The sequence below is a fragment of the Sinorhizobium fredii genome, assembly GCF_002944405.1.
GTDB classification, from domain to species: domain Bacteria; phylum Pseudomonadota; class Alphaproteobacteria; order Rhizobiales; family Rhizobiaceae; genus Sinorhizobium; species Sinorhizobium fredii_C.
Window position 1 is genome coordinate 243,945 of the sequence record NZ_CP024309.1, and the last position, 17,140, is coordinate 261,084.

Annotated in this window: 13 protein-coding genes and 9 pseudogenes; 8 read left to right on the forward strand and 14 right to left on the reverse strand. The window is 59.0% G+C overall.

Annotated elements, in window-relative coordinates:
* The first annotated feature begins 101 nt into the window (after positions 1 to 101).
* Entirely contained in the window at positions 102 to 1,049 is a 948-nt protein-coding gene (locus NXT3_RS22290; protein ID WP_104840503.1) for an alpha/beta hydrolase family protein, read from the forward strand.
* Entirely contained in the window at positions 1,046 to 2,107 is a 1,062-nt protein-coding gene (locus NXT3_RS22295) for a CHAT domain-containing protein (RefSeq protein WP_104840504.1), read from the forward strand. Before NXT3_RS22290 ends, NXT3_RS22295 begins: the two co-directional genes overlap by 4 nt.
* Positions 2,108 to 2,164: 57 nt before the next feature.
* On the opposite strand, the pseudogene NXT3_RS22300 reads toward NXT3_RS22295, so the two are convergent.
* From NXT3_RS22300 to NXT3_RS22320, 5 genes and pseudogenes are all read right to left on the reverse strand, one after another.
* Positions 2,165 to 2,604: pseudogene (locus NXT3_RS22300) on the reverse strand (integrase core domain-containing protein); the annotation flags it as partial.
* Positions 2,605 to 2,691: 87 nt separating this feature from the next.
* The gene (locus tag NXT3_RS32225; RefSeq protein WP_104840505.1) at positions 2,692 to 3,219 is read right to left on the reverse strand and encodes a hypothetical protein; all 528 of its coding nucleotides are present in this window, start codon (positions 3,217 to 3,219) and stop codon (positions 2,692 to 2,694) included.
* A 57-nt stretch (positions 3,220 to 3,276) separates the two neighbouring features.
* Positions 3,277 to 3,822: an ABC transporter permease family protein gene (locus NXT3_RS22310; RefSeq protein WP_158665396.1), complete on the reverse strand. Its 546-nt coding sequence runs from the start codon at positions 3,820 to 3,822 to the stop codon at positions 3,277 to 3,279.
* Between the two features lie 233 nt (positions 3,823 to 4,055).
* Positions 4,056 to 4,378 (reverse strand): annotated as a pseudogene (locus NXT3_RS22315) (type II toxin-antitoxin system RelE/ParE family toxin).
* The gene (locus tag NXT3_RS22320) at positions 4,378 to 4,659 is read right to left on the reverse strand and encodes a type II toxin-antitoxin system Phd/YefM family antitoxin (protein WP_104840507.1); all 282 of its coding nucleotides are present in this window, start codon (positions 4,657 to 4,659) and stop codon (positions 4,378 to 4,380) included. Before NXT3_RS22320 ends, NXT3_RS22315 begins: the two are co-directional and overlap by 1 nt.
* Positions 4,660 to 4,971: 312 nt before the next feature.
* Between NXT3_RS22320 and NXT3_RS22325 the strand changes: the two genes are divergently transcribed.
* Positions 4,972 to 5,889 (forward strand): MsnO8 family LLM class oxidoreductase, encoded by a 918-nt coding sequence (locus NXT3_RS22325; protein ID WP_423828006.1) that lies wholly within the window; start codon positions 4,972 to 4,974, stop codon positions 5,887 to 5,889.
* Positions 5,886 to 6,260, forward strand: a pseudogene (locus tag NXT3_RS22330) (LLM class flavin-dependent oxidoreductase); the annotation flags it as partial. The gene NXT3_RS22325 and the pseudogene NXT3_RS22330, both read left to right, overlap by 4 nt.
* Positions 6,261 to 6,470: 210 nt before the next feature.
* On the opposite strand, the pseudogene NXT3_RS22335 reads toward NXT3_RS22330, so the two are convergent.
* From NXT3_RS22335 to NXT3_RS22365, 8 genes and pseudogenes are all read right to left on the reverse strand, one after another.
* Positions 6,471 to 7,319, reverse strand: a pseudogene (locus NXT3_RS22335) (ISNCY family transposase); the annotation flags it as partial.
* 34 nt (positions 7,320 to 7,353) lie between these two features.
* Positions 7,354 to 8,355 carry an IS30 family transposase gene (locus NXT3_RS22340; RefSeq protein WP_104840508.1) on the reverse strand — a complete coding sequence of 334 codons (1,002 nt, stop codon included), beginning with the start codon at positions 8,353 to 8,355 and terminating at the stop codon, positions 7,354 to 7,356.
* 201 nt (positions 8,356 to 8,556) lie between these two features.
* On the reverse strand, positions 8,557 to 9,468 hold the full coding sequence (locus tag NXT3_RS22345; protein WP_104840509.1) for an OmpA family protein: 912 nt from the start codon (positions 9,466 to 9,468) through the stop codon (positions 8,557 to 8,559).
* Positions 9,455 to 10,678, reverse strand: a complete 1,224-nt coding sequence (locus NXT3_RS22350) for a hypothetical protein (protein ID WP_158665397.1) — start codon at positions 10,676 to 10,678, stop codon at positions 9,455 to 9,457. Before NXT3_RS22350 ends, NXT3_RS22345 begins: the two co-directional genes overlap by 14 nt.
* A 28-nt stretch (positions 10,679 to 10,706) precedes the next feature.
* Positions 10,707 to 11,990 (reverse strand): hypothetical protein, encoded by a 1,284-nt coding sequence (locus NXT3_RS22355; protein ID WP_158665398.1) that lies wholly within the window; start codon positions 11,988 to 11,990, stop codon positions 10,707 to 10,709.
* A gap of 19 nt (positions 11,991 to 12,009) precedes the next feature.
* Positions 12,010 to 12,342, reverse strand: a complete 333-nt coding sequence (locus tag NXT3_RS22360) for a hypothetical protein (RefSeq protein ID WP_104840512.1) — start codon at positions 12,340 to 12,342, stop codon at positions 12,010 to 12,012.
* Positions 12,343 to 12,710: 368 nt separating this feature from the next.
* Complete coding sequence (locus tag NXT3_RS32100) at positions 12,711 to 12,878, reverse strand: hypothetical protein (RefSeq protein ID WP_199773375.1); 168 nt, start codon at positions 12,876 to 12,878, stop codon at positions 12,711 to 12,713.
* Positions 12,879 to 13,184: 306 nt separating this feature from the next.
* The gene (locus NXT3_RS22365; protein WP_104840513.1) at positions 13,185 to 13,694 is read right to left on the reverse strand and encodes a UPF0262 family protein; all 510 of its coding nucleotides are present in this window, start codon (positions 13,692 to 13,694) and stop codon (positions 13,185 to 13,187) included.
* 1,299 nt (positions 13,695 to 14,993) lie between these two features.
* Here NXT3_RS22365 and NXT3_RS32645 point away from each other — a divergent pair.
* Together NXT3_RS32645 and NXT3_RS22375 are read left to right on the forward strand one after the other, a co-directional pair.
* Positions 14,994 to 15,179 (forward strand): annotated as a pseudogene (locus NXT3_RS32645) (tyrosine-type recombinase/integrase); the annotation flags it as partial.
* 116 nt (positions 15,180 to 15,295) lie between these two features.
* Positions 15,296 to 15,464, forward strand: a pseudogene (locus NXT3_RS22375) (helix-turn-helix domain-containing protein); the annotation flags it as partial.
* 69 nt (positions 15,465 to 15,533) lie between these two features.
* Here NXT3_RS22375 and NXT3_RS22380 read toward each other — a convergent pair.
* A pseudogene (locus NXT3_RS22380) lies at positions 15,534 to 16,418 on the reverse strand (IS256 family transposase); the annotation flags it as partial.
* A 188-nt stretch (positions 16,419 to 16,606) separates the two neighbouring features.
* Between NXT3_RS22380 and NXT3_RS22385 the strand changes: the two are divergent.
* Both NXT3_RS22385 and NXT3_RS22390 read left to right on the forward strand, forming a co-directional pair.
* Positions 16,607 to 16,945: pseudogene (locus NXT3_RS22385) on the forward strand (IS21 family transposase); the annotation flags it as partial.
* A pseudogene (locus NXT3_RS22390) lies at positions 16,936 to 17,069 on the forward strand (IS481 family transposase); the annotation flags it as partial. The pseudogenes NXT3_RS22385 and NXT3_RS22390, both read left to right, overlap by 10 nt.
* Positions 17,070 to 17,140 lie beyond the last annotated feature (71 nt).

Consider the following 17,140-nt stretch of genomic DNA (forward strand, 5'->3'; position numbering starts at 1 on the left):
TGTCCGCCCGGACGCTTGACATGGAAGGCAGGCGTATTGCAATCCTCTCGCTAAGGTAGTTTAGCTGGCAAATTGACTGCCAAAGTTGTTGAGGGGGCAAAATGCGGTTACTTTTTATTCACGGGAGGTCCCAGGAGGGACGCTCCGAGCAAGCGCTTAAAGAAGAGTGGCTTGGTGCCCTGAACCGGGGCCTTTCCGAAGCCAATAAACCTGAGATCGCTGAAAGCGCCGTGGCCCAGCCTTTCTATGGCGATGTCCTGCTCGAACTATCGAAAACTGATCCTGCAAATGCCGACGAGCTGAAAAGATCGAGCGCTGAAAAGCGGCAGGGTGCAGATTTCGTCAAGTTCATGGCTGAAGCAGCGGTGGAATTGTCCGCTAAAGGAAGTGAGGCCGGTATTGCGGCCATTCAACCCCCGCCGTTCGATGGAGATGATGTGTACCGTACGAAGAACCCAGCGTGTGCACCTCTGGAGCAGTCAGACATTGACGACATGGCTGAGCGCGGAGTGCAGAATTGGTCCTGGGTTATTGCGACCGTGAGGCATCTCGACGAAACTTTCCCTGCGTTTTCCGAATGGTCAATTGGTCGGCTTCTACGCGACGTCTACCTGTACCTCACCGATGAAGAAATACAGGCGAAGATTGATGAAATCGTAGAGCGCCACATCACGTCAGAACCCACGCTCGTGGTAGGCCACTCCCTTGGAACCGTGGTCGCGTACAATATTCTGCGGAAGAAGGAGAGAAACATCACCGGCTTCATTACGCTTGGGTCGCCCTTGGGCATTCAGGCAATCCGAAAACGCCTGGAGCCCCCGGCGATCATCCGCCCCAACGTAGAGACATGGGCCAATCTATATGACACCGCTGATATCGTCGCACTGAATCCTTTAAATTCCAAAAGTTTTGCGATCTTTAACAAGCCTATTGAGGATGTCAAAGTCCACAATGACTCCGACAACCGGCACAACATCAAGTCATATATCAGCGACGTCGAAACAGTCAGCCGCATCCATAAGTTCGTGAGTTCGGGAGAACACCAGTGAAAGTTCTCTACATTTCGTCAAACCACGCCAGCAACTCAACACTGATGGTCGAACACGAGATAACCGAACTCCAACGAGACGCCATCTATGGTGTCGGACGGCGCATGGAGTTCGTTTTCCTACCCGCATTGCCGTTCGAAGATGTCGAAAACCAGATTCTCGTGCACAAGCCGGACATCGTGCACATCTCCGCCCACGGAGAAGAGGACTCGCTGGAGCTTGTGGATACCAAAGGCAATCCGAGAAAGCTGACGAATGAGGCACTCCGAGTTCTTCTCGCGCCAAGTCCACCCAAGCTGGTCTATCTAAACGCTTGCGATTCCGCAGCTCTGGCTGAAGCAATTACCGACACCGTGCCTTACGCCATCGGGACCAAGGCACCCATCACGAACTTCGCTGCACGGAAAGGTGCCGTCTCCTTCTACCGCGCTTTAGCGCAAGGCCGCACATTGTCGTCAGCCTTCACGTCCTCAGAGTCGACAGTGAAGACGCTTGGCAACATCGAGACGTCACTCTTTCGGCAAAATAACGAAGTCGCGTCAAGCCCGGTATTTTACGAACCGATCAGGCTCGTTGCCCATTTCCTCAATCATAAGACCGATTTCCCAGGTGGCTCCGCGAACTTCGATATCGGCATAGCTGGCTGCCCCGCATCTACGATTCAGACGGTATTCACCACAAACGACAGGACGTTCCTTTCGGGTGACGATGAGTCCCTCGAAGAAGACCTTTGCTCGGTTAGCTTGGACATGCCCTGGAGCGGCGAAGTGTGGCTGGACTACGCCTGGAACAGCTGGGGAGACATAAAAATATTCGCGCTGCTTATCACTGCAAGTGGCGAGCATTTCTCGGTCTCGTCGACGCTCTGCGATGCGCTTACCGCTTTTTACCAGGTCTATCACCAATGCGAGCCCGCTGAGTTCCCAACGGAACTGAAACAAGCGATAGCCAAGTTGAAAGCAAACGATGGTTCACGGATGCGAGCTTCAGATGAGGAGTCTCCCGGCCTCCGGAAGACGAAAAGCACGAAGAAGCTGGTTGCTAAAAAAGCTTCGTGAAATCGGGAATATCTCCATCCGCGCGACAGCATCGTTTGTCATCTCTTGCGAGGGACAACGATTTTGGGTTGCTGCACGGGAGGCGGTAGCGGCGGGACGCGGTGCGGAGCCATTTCGGCTGCGCAGCACCGCATCACGTCGCGGGTTGATGGTCTGAGCGAACTCGGCAGGTGTCAGCCAGCCGAGGCCAGAATGCGGTCTGTGATCATTGTAATCGCTGCGCCAGTTTGAAAGCGCTGAGCGAGCATAGGTCAGTGACGAGAAGAGGGTTTCATTCAGGAACTCGTCTCGCAGCCGCCCATTGAAGCTTTCATGAAGGCATTCTGGATCGGCTTACCGGGCGCGATTTAGTGCCAATCGACCTTGGACCGGTCCGTCCATTGCAGGATCGCGTTGCTGGTGAACTCGCTGCCATTGTCACTGACGATCATCCTGGGCTTGCCGCGCGCCTCGATGATCCGATCCAGCTCAGGGGCAACGCGCAGACCGGAAAGCGAATGGGCCAGAGCTTGCTTTAAAATGGATTATTTCAACGAGGCAAGGTCAGTCGAAGGAGAGCCCCTCGGGCAGCGCCATCGGCAGGTTCAGGATGCCGACGTAGAGGATAGCGACCATCGGCGTGCCGCGCATGAGTTTGATATAGAGAACGGAGAAGGTACGAGCCCCCGAGCGAGGAGCGGCGCGCCCGTGCCAGCAGCACGGCGACTGGCGTTGGGCCGGCAAAGCAAACGGCCCATACGAAGAGTGTTACCGGCAGTCCACCCGATTGGTTCGAGGGGACCGGCGTCGATGTGAAAGTGCCCTGCATTCAGCATCCAGCAGGCAAGGATCGCCAGCGGCCAGGCAACAAGGAGCGGCCGACCCCAGAAGCGGGGCAGGGCCCTTGCCGTCAGGACAGCCGCAAGCAACAGGATGACCAGCGTCGGACGCCATTGCAGATCTGGCGGATAGAAGGCGATCAGGATGAAGCGCAGCTTGGCCTCAACGAACGTCCAGCATGCACCATCCCGCGTGCAGCCGCTTGCCTCGCCGGTGAAGGTGGCGTCGAGCACCGCCCAGCGCAACAGCGGCGGAACGATCTGCGACAGGATGAGCAGTGTCGCGACAAGCATGTTCGCGCGGGTGCCAAACAGGCCGGTGATGAGCGCCGTGAAGGTGCGGTGCGACTGTCATCGAGTGCTTCCCTTAAGTGCGACGCGGCTGTTGTAGGCATTCATGAGGGCGGAAAGTGAGAGGTTGATCGCAAGGAAGATGCCGATCAGGATAATCAACCCCTCCATCGATTGGCCTGTGGTGTTTGCGGTCGTGTTGATGATGCTGACGAGATCGGGAAAGCCGATTGCGACTGCGAGGCTGGAATCCTTGTCAGGTCGAGATAGTTTGACGTCGTCAGCGGGGTGATGACCCTGAGCGCGTGCGGCAAGACGACGAGACGGCAGGCCGAGCGCTCGTGCCGCTGGCCGGTACCAACGGACGGGATCCCCGCCTGCCTCGGCGATGAGTGCGGAGAATTTGATAACGAGGCCGGTGAGCAGGGCAGCGCATTCAGGCAAGAAACTGAGCCCGCCGCGGATGTTGAAGCCGGCGAGTGCGGGCAACTCGGCAACCGGCCGGGCGCCGGAGAGGTGCAGGAAGCAAAGAGTCGCGGCGACGGCCAATGCGACCGCTGCGGCGCCGGTGCGGCTTGTCGGCCACAACGCTTGCGAGACCGCCAAGCGCCAGCAATGCGGGCATGCTGAGCGGACCGCGCTCTAGCGACAGTGAAGGCATGTGGACGCCGCGGCTGGTGAGAAAGACCATTCGAAGAAGGCGGAAGCCTGGCGCGGGGCAGGAAGGACCTTTGCAATCAACATCCAGAAGAACTGGAGCAGCAGCGGCCTCGGGTGCCAGCGGGCTCAAAGGAGAGGCTGCTCGTGATCTCGAAATCACCGAAGGGGGTAAGCCGACTTCAGCGGATGAGCCGTCGTTCCAAGAAGGTCTGCATGTCCCGACGTCCGTCCACGACGCAGTAGACGACGACGTCGGTGCCCATGATGCGGTAGATCATGCGCCACGGCTTATGATGCAGTTCCCGGTATTCGGCGAGCCCGATACTCTCCAGCTCTTTCGGAATGTTTCCGCGGGCGGGGAACTCTTCGGATCCGCGCAGGCGGTTTCGATTTCCTTCAAGACGCGCTCTGCCGTTTCAGTGCCGTCGCGACCGGCGATGAACCGGAAAAGATCCTCAATGTCGCGTTCGGCGTCCTCGGCGAAAAGAACACGATACGGCATCAGGGCTGGGTATCGGCCAGACGTTTGCGAATACGGGCGAAGGATTCGGTAGCAGGCCGCAGTTTGCCTTCCTCGACCTGCCGGTTGGTAAGCGCCAGCACCTTCAAAAGCGCCAGTGTTTCCTGTGTTTCCTCGTATTGGCTGACGTCCTGAAGGATGGCTTTCGCCTCGCCGTGAAGGGTAATCACAACAGGCTGCGGATTCTCCTTCAACGTCCGAATGATCTCGGGCGCATGCGCCTTGAGATAGCTGATCGGCTTGACCTGTTCTGACAGTTTCATGCAGGTTACTCCATTTCGACCAGAATATAGATCATGAAGTGGTCAATTGGAAGGCCTCCGATACTGACCGAGGCCTTTCGCAGAACACGATTTCCCATCTCCGCTCCGGCTGCTTTTTTCCTCGCAATATCTGCGAAAGGGAATGCCATTCCTTATAATCACATTTATCTACTGTTTTAGAGATCCTTCCTCCTCAGCCTTTTGGACAAAAGCGCGATCGAACAGGGTCTCACCGCCACGGATGCTTTGCGGCGACGGTAGAGCTTGCCATCCAGGCCGAGGAGTTCGGCTATCACCGGTTCTGGGTCGCCGATGGCGAGCTCTGCGGCGGAGGCGCTGGTAGCCTATCTCCTCGCCAGGACGTCGAAGATCCGTATTGGCTCCGGCGGCGTCATGCTGCAGCACTATAGTGCCTACAAGGTTGCCAAAACTTTCAATCTTCTGGCATCGCTTGCACCCGGCCGGGTCGATCTCGGCGTCGGCAACGCGCCGGGCGGCTTTCCGCTCGCAGCGCGAGCCCTGCAGCTTGGTGTCGGTCCGGCCAGGAAGCCGGATTTTTCGGACCAGCTTTCCGATCTCAACACCTATCCTACCGCCGACTCGAATTACGACGGTGCGCAGGCGACGCCATTTCCGCCGACTGCTCCCGAGCGCTTCCTGCTCGGCAAGAGCGTTGAAAGTACCGAACTCGCTGCGGCGAAGGGCTGGGAGCTCGTCTTTGCCGGCCGTCTGAACGGCGATCCTGACAATCTGCGCAAAACTTTTCGATACGAGCGTGCATCCGGTGGCAAGCGCCCGATCCTGGCGCTCGCAGCCTTCGCCGCCGAAAGCGAAGAACATGCCCGCGCGCGCGTCGGCAATCTGCGTGTTTCAAGGTGTTCCTGCCGAACGGCCAGACCGTCAATGTCGGCAGCGAGGAACAGGCCGCCGAATTTGCTCGCCAGGCTGGTGTCACCGATTATCGCATCGAGGAAAAGGTGCCGAGCGTGCTGCACGGCACGGCAAAGCAGATCCGCAAGGAACTGGACGAGTTTCACCGCCGCTACGGCATCAAGGAATTTCATGCTCGACACGCCGGCGCTCTCGGCTGCCCGGCGCCTCGCCTCCATCGAGCTGCTCGCGAAAGAGCGGCCTCTCTCGTCGCCTGATCGTTTCCAAGAAGGATTGATCGCATGGTTCAGAAAAAGATCACGTTCGGCATCATGCTGCAGGGCGCAGGCGGCAATATGAATGCATCCGAGCGGACCGGCGGACGCCAGTTCTTCAAGGCCACAGCGCTGAAAGCGGAGGCCGTGGGCATCGCCTTCGCCGTCGTCGCGGACGGGCTCTATATCAACGAGAAGTCGATCCCGCACTTCCTCAACCGCTTCGAGCCGCTGACAATCCTTTCGGCACTGGCGACCGCCACCTCCAAGATCGGTCTCGCGGGTACGATTTCGACCTCCTACAGCGACCCGTTACGGTTGCCCGCCAGTTCGCCTAGCTCGACCTCTTGAGCGGCGGGCGGGCCGGCTGGAACGCGGTGACGACGCCGCTTGAAGGCACAGCGAAGAACTACAGCCGCCCGCATCCGGAACACGCGCTTCGCTACGACATGGCGCGCGATGTGGCGGCCAGGTTGAAATGTCCGTTCCGGCGCAAAGTTGAAATGTCACTTTGGATACGTCTTCAGCCACTTAGAAATACGACACTCGGCATCTCCACTTGCGCTGAGGCAAGCCCCCGACCGGACCGGCTGGGCCGGGTTGCAAGGGAAGGGAGGGGGCGGGTGAGACGCACCCATCGGCTAGCTTGGACAGTTGGAGAGCCAGTCATTCCGCCGCATCGTGGTCAGAGAGCGCCTGTCGCCGTCGGGCAATGACCGCTGGATCGTTCATGAAATCCTTCCGACGTCCCGGGCCGCGCGCGCGTCGAACATAGCCGTTCTTCTTGCTGTTCGTCTTCACGGCGGGCTTCGTCTGCTGCTCCTGACGTTCCTTGATGTAGGCCAGGACATCACCGAGCCTTTTGTTCTCGGTGATCGCTGCATGCGTCACCCGCTGGTTTTTGTCGAATACCTGGTATGGCAAGGAATGCCCCTTCCACCGCACATCCAGCCGGCCGTCCGCATAGGCATAGGTCTCGACATAGCGACCGACCAGCCCGCGCGTCACCTCGGTCTCCTCCAGCATGATCCGATGGCGCTCGAACGAAAACGTCAACTGGGCACCGACATAACGCTGCTCACGTTTGCACAGGACGTCGCGCAGCCGATCCGGGGCTAGGTTCAGCGACCGATGCAGATCATCAGATCGGGCAGGGGGAACGGCAAACTGCCGGTTATAGCGCTCCATGAACCGAGGCAGGAAAGCGTTGCCGTCGTCCATGCCGCAGATGCCCTCCAGGCGCAGATCCTTGATCAACCGGTCCTGTAGCGTGCGGTTCATCCGCTCGACCCGGCCCTTCGCTTGGCTCGAGTTTGCGCAAAGAATCTCGAGGTTTAGCTCTGAAAGCGCACGGCCGAACTGGGTCATTCCCTGGCCACCCTTGGCGTCCTTCTTCGCAACCCGGAACACCGAATGCTTGTCGGAATAGAAGGCGACCGGAGCACCATGCGCCTTCAGATAGAGCTCCAGCGCCTCGAAATAGCTGAACGCACTTTCCGATCTGGAGAATCTAATCCAAGTGCAACAATGCCGTGTGAAGGGTAGGTCATCAGCTACTTTCGCGCAAATGTGCCATGAAGACTTCGGCCGGCGTGCGGTAGCCCAGGCACTTGCGCGGCAGCGAGTTCATGTGATGGGCAAGGGCGACCAGCTGCTGCTGGCCGACGGCGGATAGGTCCGTATCGCTCGGCACAAAGCGGCGGATGCGCTTGTTGGTGTTCTCGACTGCGCCTTTCTGCCACGGTGAATTTGGATCGCAGAACCAGCTCCTGGCGCCGAGCCCGTCTTCGAGAGCCTTGAAACCGCGAAACTCGGTACCGCGGTCGAAGGTGAAGCTCTGCCGGGCAAAGGCGGGCAGCGGTGAGAAGGCATCGACGATCTTGTCGATAAGCGGCCGAGAGTGGCGGCTGCCATTCTTGATCATCACTGTGTAGCGGCTCTTGCGCTCGACCAGCGAGGTGACATTGGCTTCACCGAGGTCGCGCCGGAAGATCAGGAGATCGCCCTCCCAATGGCCGAACTGCGAGCGATCGGCAATAAAATCAGGACGTTGGTCGATCCTGCAGTCAAACGGGATCAAGCCATCACGGGGCTTGCGGGAGCGGCGCGGGCGGCGCTTGCGGCGGCCTTCCGGCAGATGCTGATAGAGCTGCAGCGGATAATCTTCCTTGCCATAAATGAAGCGGTAGATCGTTTCCGTGCAGACACGCAGGGCGCTCACACCGTCGGCAAGCAGGCGGCCGGCGATCTGCTCCGGCGACCAAAGTGCCTTCAGCTGCTCAATGACCAGTTCGCGTAATTGAGGGTGGCGGCTGAGCTTGCGCAGCCATCGCCGACGCTCCTTGGAGATGTCGTTGGCGATGCCGCTGTAATAGCCGCTGTATTCCGGAAACTCGGCATCATGAAAGGTATTGCGCTTCAGTTCACGATAGATCGTCGATCGATGCCGACCGAGTTGGCGAGCGATGTCACCGACAGGAACCTTGCGTTCCACGAGCTGATGCAAACGTCGGCGGTCCGAAAGGGTGAGCTGCGAATAGCAGAGCGACATCCAAAAATCTCCAAGGCGAAGCCTTTGTTTTTATTGGCATGTCGCACTTGGAAATAGAATGTACCCGGCTACACGCGAAGATCGCGAAATATGTATTATGGAACTATGGTGAGCCGCCATATTCGAGTGCGCGCGTTAGGCCAAACTGGACGGCTCCAAAAGCTCATGTGCGAAAGCGCCAGCGTGACGATGAAAAGTGCACTACCTGTCCAGTTCCACATAGATTTTCTGGCGACTGATGGTCACTGGAATTTGCTCGCGCTTGACCTCCACCTCCTGTCGCGCCTTTTGCATTTCTACAGTACTCTTGTTCTTGGACGCCTCGACACCCGTGACGGCCTTGTTCAGCTCGATGACCTTGGTGGAAAACTCGGGAGAAACCGAAACCCTTTCGATCTCGATACGGACCTTCTTTCGGCATTCGTCCTGCAGGGCTGCATCCCCGCAAAGCTTTACGTTCTGCCGCTTGATTTCAACCACCAGCGCCTCGGGCTTGGCGCCGAAAAGGAATTCTACACGTCTGTTCTTCGCCTTGTTGCGCGCTCTGTCGTTTGGCGCTATCGGCATGAATTCTCCAAACGAGACGCGGTATATTGAGGCCTGGTAGATGCCACGCAGCACGAGTGCCGAGGCAACGGCGTGTGCACGCGACAGACCAAGCTTCATGTTGGACTCGTCATCTCCGTCCGCGTCCGTATGCCCGGAGACGAAAAGCGCCACATCTGGAGGCTCAAGCTTCAAACTGTCTGCGATGATATCCAGCAAGTGGTATGCCTCCGGACGGATCTTGTCGCTGCCACTGTCGAAGAACACGTCCTGCTGAGCGACGACCCGAAGTACGGGAATGTCGGTTGGGAAGTCGGCAAGGCCATGGTCACTGGCTGAAACGATATCCTCATGAAACGAGAACCTCTGCTCGCCTCGCGATAGCCTCTTGAGCCTGCTCATGCGGTCGGCATGCTCGACATCGACCGTTTCCCACGCTGCCACCGGGCAAGGAACGCCTGCAGGGAGTTTGACCAGACAGGTGTCGGATGTTGCAAGAGATTGACCGCTGTGAAGCACGGCGGCCAATCCAATACCGGCAACGGCGAGATGCTTAGAAAGCCGCATTGGGAACCCGCTGCAACTGGAAGCTTACTCCGTCTTCCTGGCCGTTGATGACACATATGGCATCGGATATCTTTCCTTCCAGACGATCGCCATCGGTTGAGAAGGACAGATCGCGGAGGCCGCCGAACGGCATCCATGCTTCGCATGTCGGGGTCGGGCCGGGCCTGTCGCTCCAGATCTGTGCGAACACCCTGTCACCGACGAAGTTACATTCGTCCTCATCGGTGCAGTTCAGGATACCCGTGAAAGGCGAAAACCGGAGGCGATCCGACTGCTCCTCGATCCACGACATCGTCACGGATCCGTTCTGGTCGCGCGCCAGTCGCATCCGGACCGGATACTGGTCCGTCCCGTAGGAGATCGCCCCTTGATAGACCGTGATCTTGACAGGGGTGCCACTGCTGCCGAGGATGCCCCCCTCGCCCGCGATCGTCTCGACTTTCCCCTTGGCGGTGAGAAAGAAGGACTTCAGATACTCAGTGGCCTGCTCACTGGTCGCCTTGCCCGTTGTGAAGAGATCGACCTCTATCCGCTGGAGATCGATCGCGATCGACTCCGCATCTGTCCGTCCTTTCGCTCGGGACGTGGCCGTATCCGCGACCGGTAATTCGTAAGCAGCGAGATCCGAATAGATGATCAAACGCGGAAGACCATCCGAAAGCGAATATGCCTTTGTTCGATTCAGTGACTGGACAAGGCCACCGTGGGCGAACTCAGAGCGGGCCTTCGGTGCGCCGACGACAGCTTTCTTCAGTCCCTGCACGAGAGAGATCGTGGCCGATCTCGAGAACTCTTCCGCAGCCTTCGTGATTGACGAGCGCCAGTCACTACCGAAGAAGCGCTGCATGCTCGTTGTCTCTTTTTCCAGCTTGGACGCCTCCTCCTTGCCGACAAGGGGAAGGCATCCGGTGAATAGCGGCGTGAGACCTGATCCGTCGGAATTGGCAACCGCGATGGTGACGCGCTCTCGTGGAGCCATCACCTGGTCGACGGCAGGGTTGCGTGCGTCGAAGAACTGGGCCGCGAACCGCCTCCAGGCAGTGTTGTCAGGTGAAGGGCCGTTCGGGAGATCGTCGGACACTACCGAACCGTCGATCACAACAAATGTCTGGCGCAGAGCCGGACCGCCGCCGTCGCTGGTGCAGAATTCATCGACAGTCTTGACCTGGGCGGCGGCCGGCGAGGAGATCCCGCAGAACAGAATGCACAAAAGAAGATGCCTCTTCATTCCCATGCTCCTAGATGTGCTTGAGGACAAGCCGGCGAGCCGCATACTGGTTTGAATCCAGCATCTCTTCGCCGGTTGCTTCGATTTCGGGCTGAACTTCGAACTGGACGCGCTTGCCCTTTAAGGCAGAGATCAGTTGCATGCGGTAGAGTTCAAGAGCCGCGACCACCCGAGTGTCCTGCTCGCTGACCTTAGCCAGAAGAGAGCGCCCCATAGCGAACTCGCCGTCCGACGACATGGACGCGTGCTTGTTGCGGGCCTGTTCGATCTCCTTTTCGCAGGTGGCGTCGATCTTCTCGAACTCTCTCTTCAGCGGCTGATTGATACGTTCATGGAGCGCATACATTTTCTTTTCTGCATTCATCTTGTTCTTCAGGGCGTCGGGATAGTTATGGTCTTCGTCGTGAGCGAAAAAGGCTATTGCGACACCGAGGAGCCAGACAAGAAGGTTGCCGATCATGGACCCCCCGATCATGAGGAGAGCGCTTGGCGCATCCCCGCCGATGACCGAATTCTCCAATAGCTGATCTGCAAGAAGGCTGTTGCGCGCATACCAGACAAGAGCAAGCACGGAAAAAAGAAGGAAGAATCCAATGCCGAACATCCAGAATGAACTTGCTCTGTCGCCGTCCCTCCTGTGGGCTCCGAACCGCGAATCAAGCTGCCGGATAACGGTGCCATGAAGATGAGAGGCCGTGGCAAGCGCTATTGCGACGATGACAGTGACCCCAAGCGCGATGGCCGGAGTGAACATCTTGATCGCATTGAAGCTGTCGAAGTTGATCATCCCTTCGCATATGCCGATCAAAACCATGGCCGGGTAGTACCACATCGGCGTTGGCTTCGCTTCGCGCCCGTGACGGGCGCGCAGTTCATCGTAGTCTTCCTTGGTCTTGGCATAGTCATGCTTGGCTTCATCGTACCGGTCGTATTCAGCAGAGCGTTTCTCGCGGCTGCTCTTCTGAGCCTGCCTCTTCTTCTCTATGCGACGATCCTGCTCGGACGACATCGTGCGCTCGAGGAACACGCCCCTAGTCCTCTTCTGGTCATTGTTTGCCCCGAGAATGGTCGCTACGGCGTCGAGCGCCTGGCCACGGGCCCCTGCAATGTAGCTGCGGTACCACGAGGCCATGAATGGCGTGAGGTTCCCGGGAATCTCACCGACATGGTCACTGAGCCTGATCTGTGTCGAATCTGCCTCGGTGGGAACGCCTGCCAGAAGCCCCTTCACTATCTCCCCGCCGGGAGAAAGGTCGAGAGCCCTATAGGAGTCGACCTGAGTATCATTTGTCATAATATTCATCCCCGTGCCCTCACGATGCGATCGGCTTCCAGTCGCCCGTGTCCAGGCGGCACCAAAGCTGTCTTCCTCCGCCCGCGGACTGGCCGTCGACGCTCACGGTCTGCTGCGAATAGCGGCATGCCGTGAACTGCGACTTGGAATCGGAGGCCACCTTCGCAGGGGTGCCGCTCAAGTCCGCAATCTTTCGAGAGGTCGGGATCGGGGCGGACGAGACACTGGTCGTCACCGCCACATTCTTTCCGCTCTGGTTAGAGAACCGGGTGGTTCGGCTCGAATTGGCTGCGATCGCATCCTGTTCCGCATTCCGAATGCGCGCGCGATCCTCGGCGGCAGCGACCTGCATGAGAACGGCGCACGCCCCTACCCCCGCAACACCGCCGATGATCGCACCTCGGCCGGCGCCTTTCCCCCGTCGATGACAGCGCCGGCCAGTGCGCCGATCCCTGCCGAAATCACGACGCTGGCCACGCATCGTCCGATCGCTTTGTCCATCGCGGTTTGAGCTGCATACGACCCACCACCCGAGACCGTAGTGCAGCCACTTAGTGAACCGGTCGCAAGCGTAAGAATAAGTGTGGCGCTTGTCGCGCGCTTAAAATTGAGAACCATGCCCAAGCCTTGTTGAAACCGTAAATGCGATATCTTTAGGGGGGTAGTATAGGTTGGCCCCTGCGACGTGTTCACAGGGGCCGGCGCTCATTTATTCACTTATTAGGCATAACTGATGAGCTTCCAGGTAACGGCCGTGTTCATATAGGGAGGCACACGGTTGCCCTCCGAGATAGGAGCGGTGGTTGTCGGCGAGCCGACGACCTTCCAGTTCCCACTCTCGGGGCAAATTTCGCCTGTCCGGGCCGTCGTTCCAATGGGCTTCTTCATTGCATTCACTCCTGCGACTGATTGATCAAATTGCCTTTAGGAGTATAATCCTATGCTCTTTGGGCCCGGTAAACTCCGCGGGGCCGATTAGTCTAACGGTGTCGCGAGCCGACCAGACCAACCGAGAGGCGGGGCCGTTGTCGCGGTCCCGCCTTTTTCTTTTTGAGACAAGGTCCCGCTGTCACAGAGGCTGCCTAGCTCTCAGACTTAATCGCTGGGGCCGCCCGTGCAACCGAGAACTCCGCTTGTCGTCGACCGATTGATAGTTCTCTGCGTATCGAGCCGAGGAGAACGTTACACCTGTCGTCAAATGAACCCTCCAAGCAGTTGCTGATAGACCAGCAGGTGAATCAGGGTGAACAGTCGGCGGGCTGTCCCGTGATCGATCTCGACTTTCGATTTGAGACGCTGTTTCAGTAGTGCGGAAGCTTCGTCGTGGATGGAACGCCGTCCCATATCAATGGCTTCCAGCCGATCGGGAGTCAGCCGCGCCGCGGCGCTTGCATAGCTCTCGCAAACAAGTCGGTAGTCCTTGAGCAGCCGGTGAAATGACGTGAGCGATAGGTGATGGCACAGAACCGGTGCGCCATTCTCGGTAGTGACCGACATCACCAGTCGCTTGTCCACCACAGACAGCCGCAGCCGATAGGGCCCGCCGCGATGCTCGATAGGCGCGAAACGATTGTTGTCCAGCAGGTCGAAAACGGCGATGGACTGCTCGTGCTTTTGTGTTGCATCCGTCCGCCCACCCAAAGGCGGATCAAGCGAAACAGCTGAAAGCCGGAACCTGGATGGCGTGGTACTCGCGCCGGTCATCGCGCACCGCCTCCTGGAACTGTATGGACTATATTCGCTCGACCGAGCCTGTCGGCCGCAGCACAAGACGTGGCTGCCGCTGAAACGGGTCCGGCGACAGCCGCTTTGCCCCGGGAGGCCGGGCAAATGAAACATCTATTCGAAAAACTCGTTTCCGAGATTCGACGCGGAAACCGGAGGCGGTTCCAATTGCTGCGCATCCGCTCGCGAACGTCAGCGCCACCGCGGGGATTGTTGGGGCGAGGGGCTATTAGCGTGGCCGGTGGCCGGCCAGTGGCACGGACACCATTGCAGACCGGATACAAAGCGGCTGCCGTTGCAACAGGTTCAACGGCAGCCGAGTGGCACTGCGAAGCTGGGGAAAATGCCACTCGCAGGGCGGGAGCTTCTTCCGATCGACGCTGACGAAGGTCGGTCGCCGAGGTTTCAGCGAAAGAGCTCACCTCGGACATACGGTGCACGCATTTCGTATCTTGGATCTTTTGCCTCATCTCAAGCTCACCTTACGGACGTGAGACCAGCGTTACCGGCTGGCCACGCCCTCGCCTAGCTCTGTATGCGCCGCCGCCCACGCATGACTCGAGAAAGGCCTCGTGGTCCTGTTCGGCTATGACACAGTCAAACTTGACGACGATAGGACCGCCCCTCGGCTGCACGATCCGCCGGAGCGGGCTAAGCGACAGGCAATGGTTCAAAAAATGCATCCCCCCTCAAGGTCGCGATGTCGAACTATAACCTCGCCCCACCAATGCAAGGTCAAGACGTTAGGGCCACCTTCGTGGCCGACTGGAATGAAGGTATGCTCCTCGATGAGGTCCGGACCAGCGACCGCGCGCTCGCGATACTTGTTCAGGCTGTTGACGCGCCTTCAAGCAAAACGTCGTAAAGCCAGCACTCAAGGCCATCGCCACTACTCCGCTCACTAAAGCCTGGGATGAAGTACTTAGCCGTTCGGCGGCTTCTCCCGAACGGAATACAATCGCTGCACCGACCTCTTCTTAAACTGAAGCGCGGTCGATGCGCGTGCACGAGTATTAACGTGTGGAGAATGACGTTTTGCGCCAAATGGCGCCGAATGCTGAAACGTCGATTGCACAAAGCCGCGCTTCTTGAAATGTCCCCAGCCAAAGCCACCAGGGACCTAGAGCGCCGGATACTCATTGAACTAACCCGCTGACGCGGGTGGATATTTGGAGGCGTGGTCTTCTGATTGGGATGTTGGGGTATTGAGAACCAACCCCTGACCAGGAGACCGACCGATGACGACGCCCTGCAGCGGTGAACCCGCTGCGCCGCCGCATGATCGAGACATGACGCTCCGCAACCTGTCGCCGGTCACGCAACGATTCCTACCTGCATGCAATTTAGGTCGTTCCCCGGATCGGCTGGGGCTGGAGGATGTGCGGGCCTTCCAGGTGTACCTGGTATCGCAGGGCATCTCCTGGCCGGCGCTCAACCCAGACGGTCTGCGCGCGGCGGTTCTTTTAAGGCGCTGGACCGGGTGTCGATACCGGAACAATACTCCCCAAATGTGCCGTTTGACTCTTCCCCAGTCTGCGCCGTGACCGGTCTTCCGGGGTGCGCCCCGGAAGACCGGTCACATGTCATCACGGAAGGGGATTTCGGTGATCAAGCTGAGGGAGATGATGATGATCCTTGATCTACATCGGCAAGGTCTGTCGGTGTCAGCGATCGCCAAGGCAGACTGGTATCGATCGCAAGACGGTGCGCAAGTACATCGAGCGAGGTCTGGAGGCTCCGACCTCTGGGATCGTGTCTCAGGAAGTGGTGTAGCTGACAGCGTTGGTCGCCGCGCTCTCCGGCAGGAAGCCGGGCTGATCAGCGGGCCACGGCTGGCAGGCTGATGAGCGGATCATCGCTCATCTGGCTGATGGTTTCCAGTGTCATGTAGCGGGCCCGCTGCACGGCCCATTCATCGTTCTGCTCGAGCAGCAATGCGCCGACGAGGCGGACGACGGCGTCGTCGTTGGGAAAGATGCCAACGACCTCGGTGCGCCGCTTGATCTCGCCATTGAGCCGCTCGATCGGATTTGTTGAGTGCAGCTTGGTCCGGTGCTCCTTGGGAAAGGCCATGTAGGCGAGGACGTCATGCTCGGCCTCGTCCATGATGGCGGCTAGCTTGGGGACCTTCGGCCGGATCTGGTCGGCGACGGCGCGCCATTGGACGCTGGCTGCCTCTGCCGTCTCCTGGGCGAAGGCGGTGGCGATGAAGGCCGAGACGACGCGACGGCCGCTCTTGCCGGCATGGGCCAGCACGTTGCGCATGAAGTGAACCCGGCAGCGCTGCCAGGTGGCGTTGAGAACCTTGGCGACCGCCGCCTTGATGCCCTCGTGGGCGTCGGAGACGACGAGCTTGACGCCGCGCAAACCGCGGCGGGTCAGTTTGCGCAGGAATTCCGTCCAGATCGGCTCGGCCTCCGACGTGCCGACCTCCATGCCGAGCACCTCGCGGCGGCCGTCCGCATTGACGCCGACGGCGATGATGACGGCGACCGAGCCGATGCGGCCGCCGCGGCGCACCTTCAGGTAGGTGGCATCGATCCACAGATATGGCCAGTCGCCCTCGATCGGCCGCTCGAGGAAGGCCTTGACCTTGCCGTCGATCTCTTCGCACAGCCGGCTGACCTGGCTCTTGGAGATGCCGCTCATGCCCATTGCCTTGACCAGATCGTCGACGGAGCGTGTCGAGATGCCCTGCACGTAGTTCATCATGTCGTCGGTCATCGGTGGTTCCTTCGAATCAGGTTGGTGTCAGCAACCCGACCCTAACGGAAGAACATCGATGACCACCGCTGCGCCGCTCGCTCGCTACGGCGCTGTTGGGGGCGCGCTCGCGAGCAGCTTCGCTACTGCCGAGCTACACCACCCCGCGGGACACGACCACCTCTGGCCCGTGCAAGCCAAGGACAACGGTGATCGACCCGTTCGCGGCCTATCTTCGCGAACGCGTGAAGGCCTATCCCGGCCTGACAGCGCGGCGGCTTTTCCGCGAGATCAAGGATCTCGGCTATTCCGGCGGCTACACAGCGCCAACCGAATTCTTGCACGACATTCGACCACCGAGCGAACAAGGGTTCGAAGTTCGGTTTGAGACGCCGCCGGGTGAGCAGGCGCAGGTCGATTTTGCCCAGTTTCATGTCGTCTTCACCGATGAACCGACGACGCCGAGGATCGTCTGGTTGTTTTCCATGGTGCTCGGCTACAGCCGCCTCATCTGGGCGCGCTCCGTCCGCTCGACCGCGACGGCCACTATGGCGTTTTCTTCGCTACCCATCACTCGCAACAATCGACTTGACCAACAAGCAATCCGTCAGTGATGTATCCGAACACCCGTCAGTTATGTCCCCGGGCTAAACACACTGACGCGGGATCGCTTCCAGCGTCTCGGTGACGTCTTCATGCCGATTCCGATGAAGCCGCCCCTT

Coding starts and splice junctions, on each gene's coding strand:
- NXT3_RS22290 (WP_104840503.1), top strand. CDS start 102: ATGCGGTTACTTTTTATTCACGGGAGGTCCCAGGAGGGACGCTCCGAG.
- NXT3_RS32225 (WP_104840505.1), bottom strand. CDS start 3,219: ATGCTTGTCGCGACACTGCTCATCCTGTCGCAGATCGTTCCGCCGCTG.
- NXT3_RS22320 (WP_104840507.1), bottom strand. CDS start 4,659: ATGAAACTGTCAGAACAGGTCAAGCCGATCAGCTATCTCAAGGCGCAT.
- NXT3_RS22325 (WP_423828006.1), top strand. CDS start 4,972: ATGGCGAGCTCTGCGGCGGAGGCGCTGGTAGCCTATCTCCTCGCCAGG.
- NXT3_RS22340 (WP_104840508.1), bottom strand. CDS start 8,355: ATGTCGCTCTGCTATTCGCAGCTCACCCTTTCGGACCGCCGACGTTTG.
- NXT3_RS22345 (WP_104840509.1), bottom strand. CDS start 9,468: ATGCGGCTTTCTAAGCATCTCGCCGTTGCCGGTATTGGATTGGCCGCC.
- NXT3_RS22355 (WP_158665398.1), bottom strand. CDS start 11,990: ATGACAAATGATACTCAGGTCGACTCCTATAGGGCTCTCGACCTTTCT.
- NXT3_RS22360 (WP_104840512.1), bottom strand. CDS start 12,342: ATGCAGGTCGCTGCCGCCGAGGATCGCGCGCGCATTCGGAATGCGGAA.
- NXT3_RS32100 (WP_199773375.1), bottom strand. CDS start 12,878: ATGAAGAAGCCCATTGGAACGACGGCCCGGACAGGCGAAATTTGCCCC.
- NXT3_RS22365 (WP_104840513.1), bottom strand. CDS start 13,694: ATGACCGGCGCGAGTACCACGCCATCCAGGTTCCGGCTTTCAGCTGTT.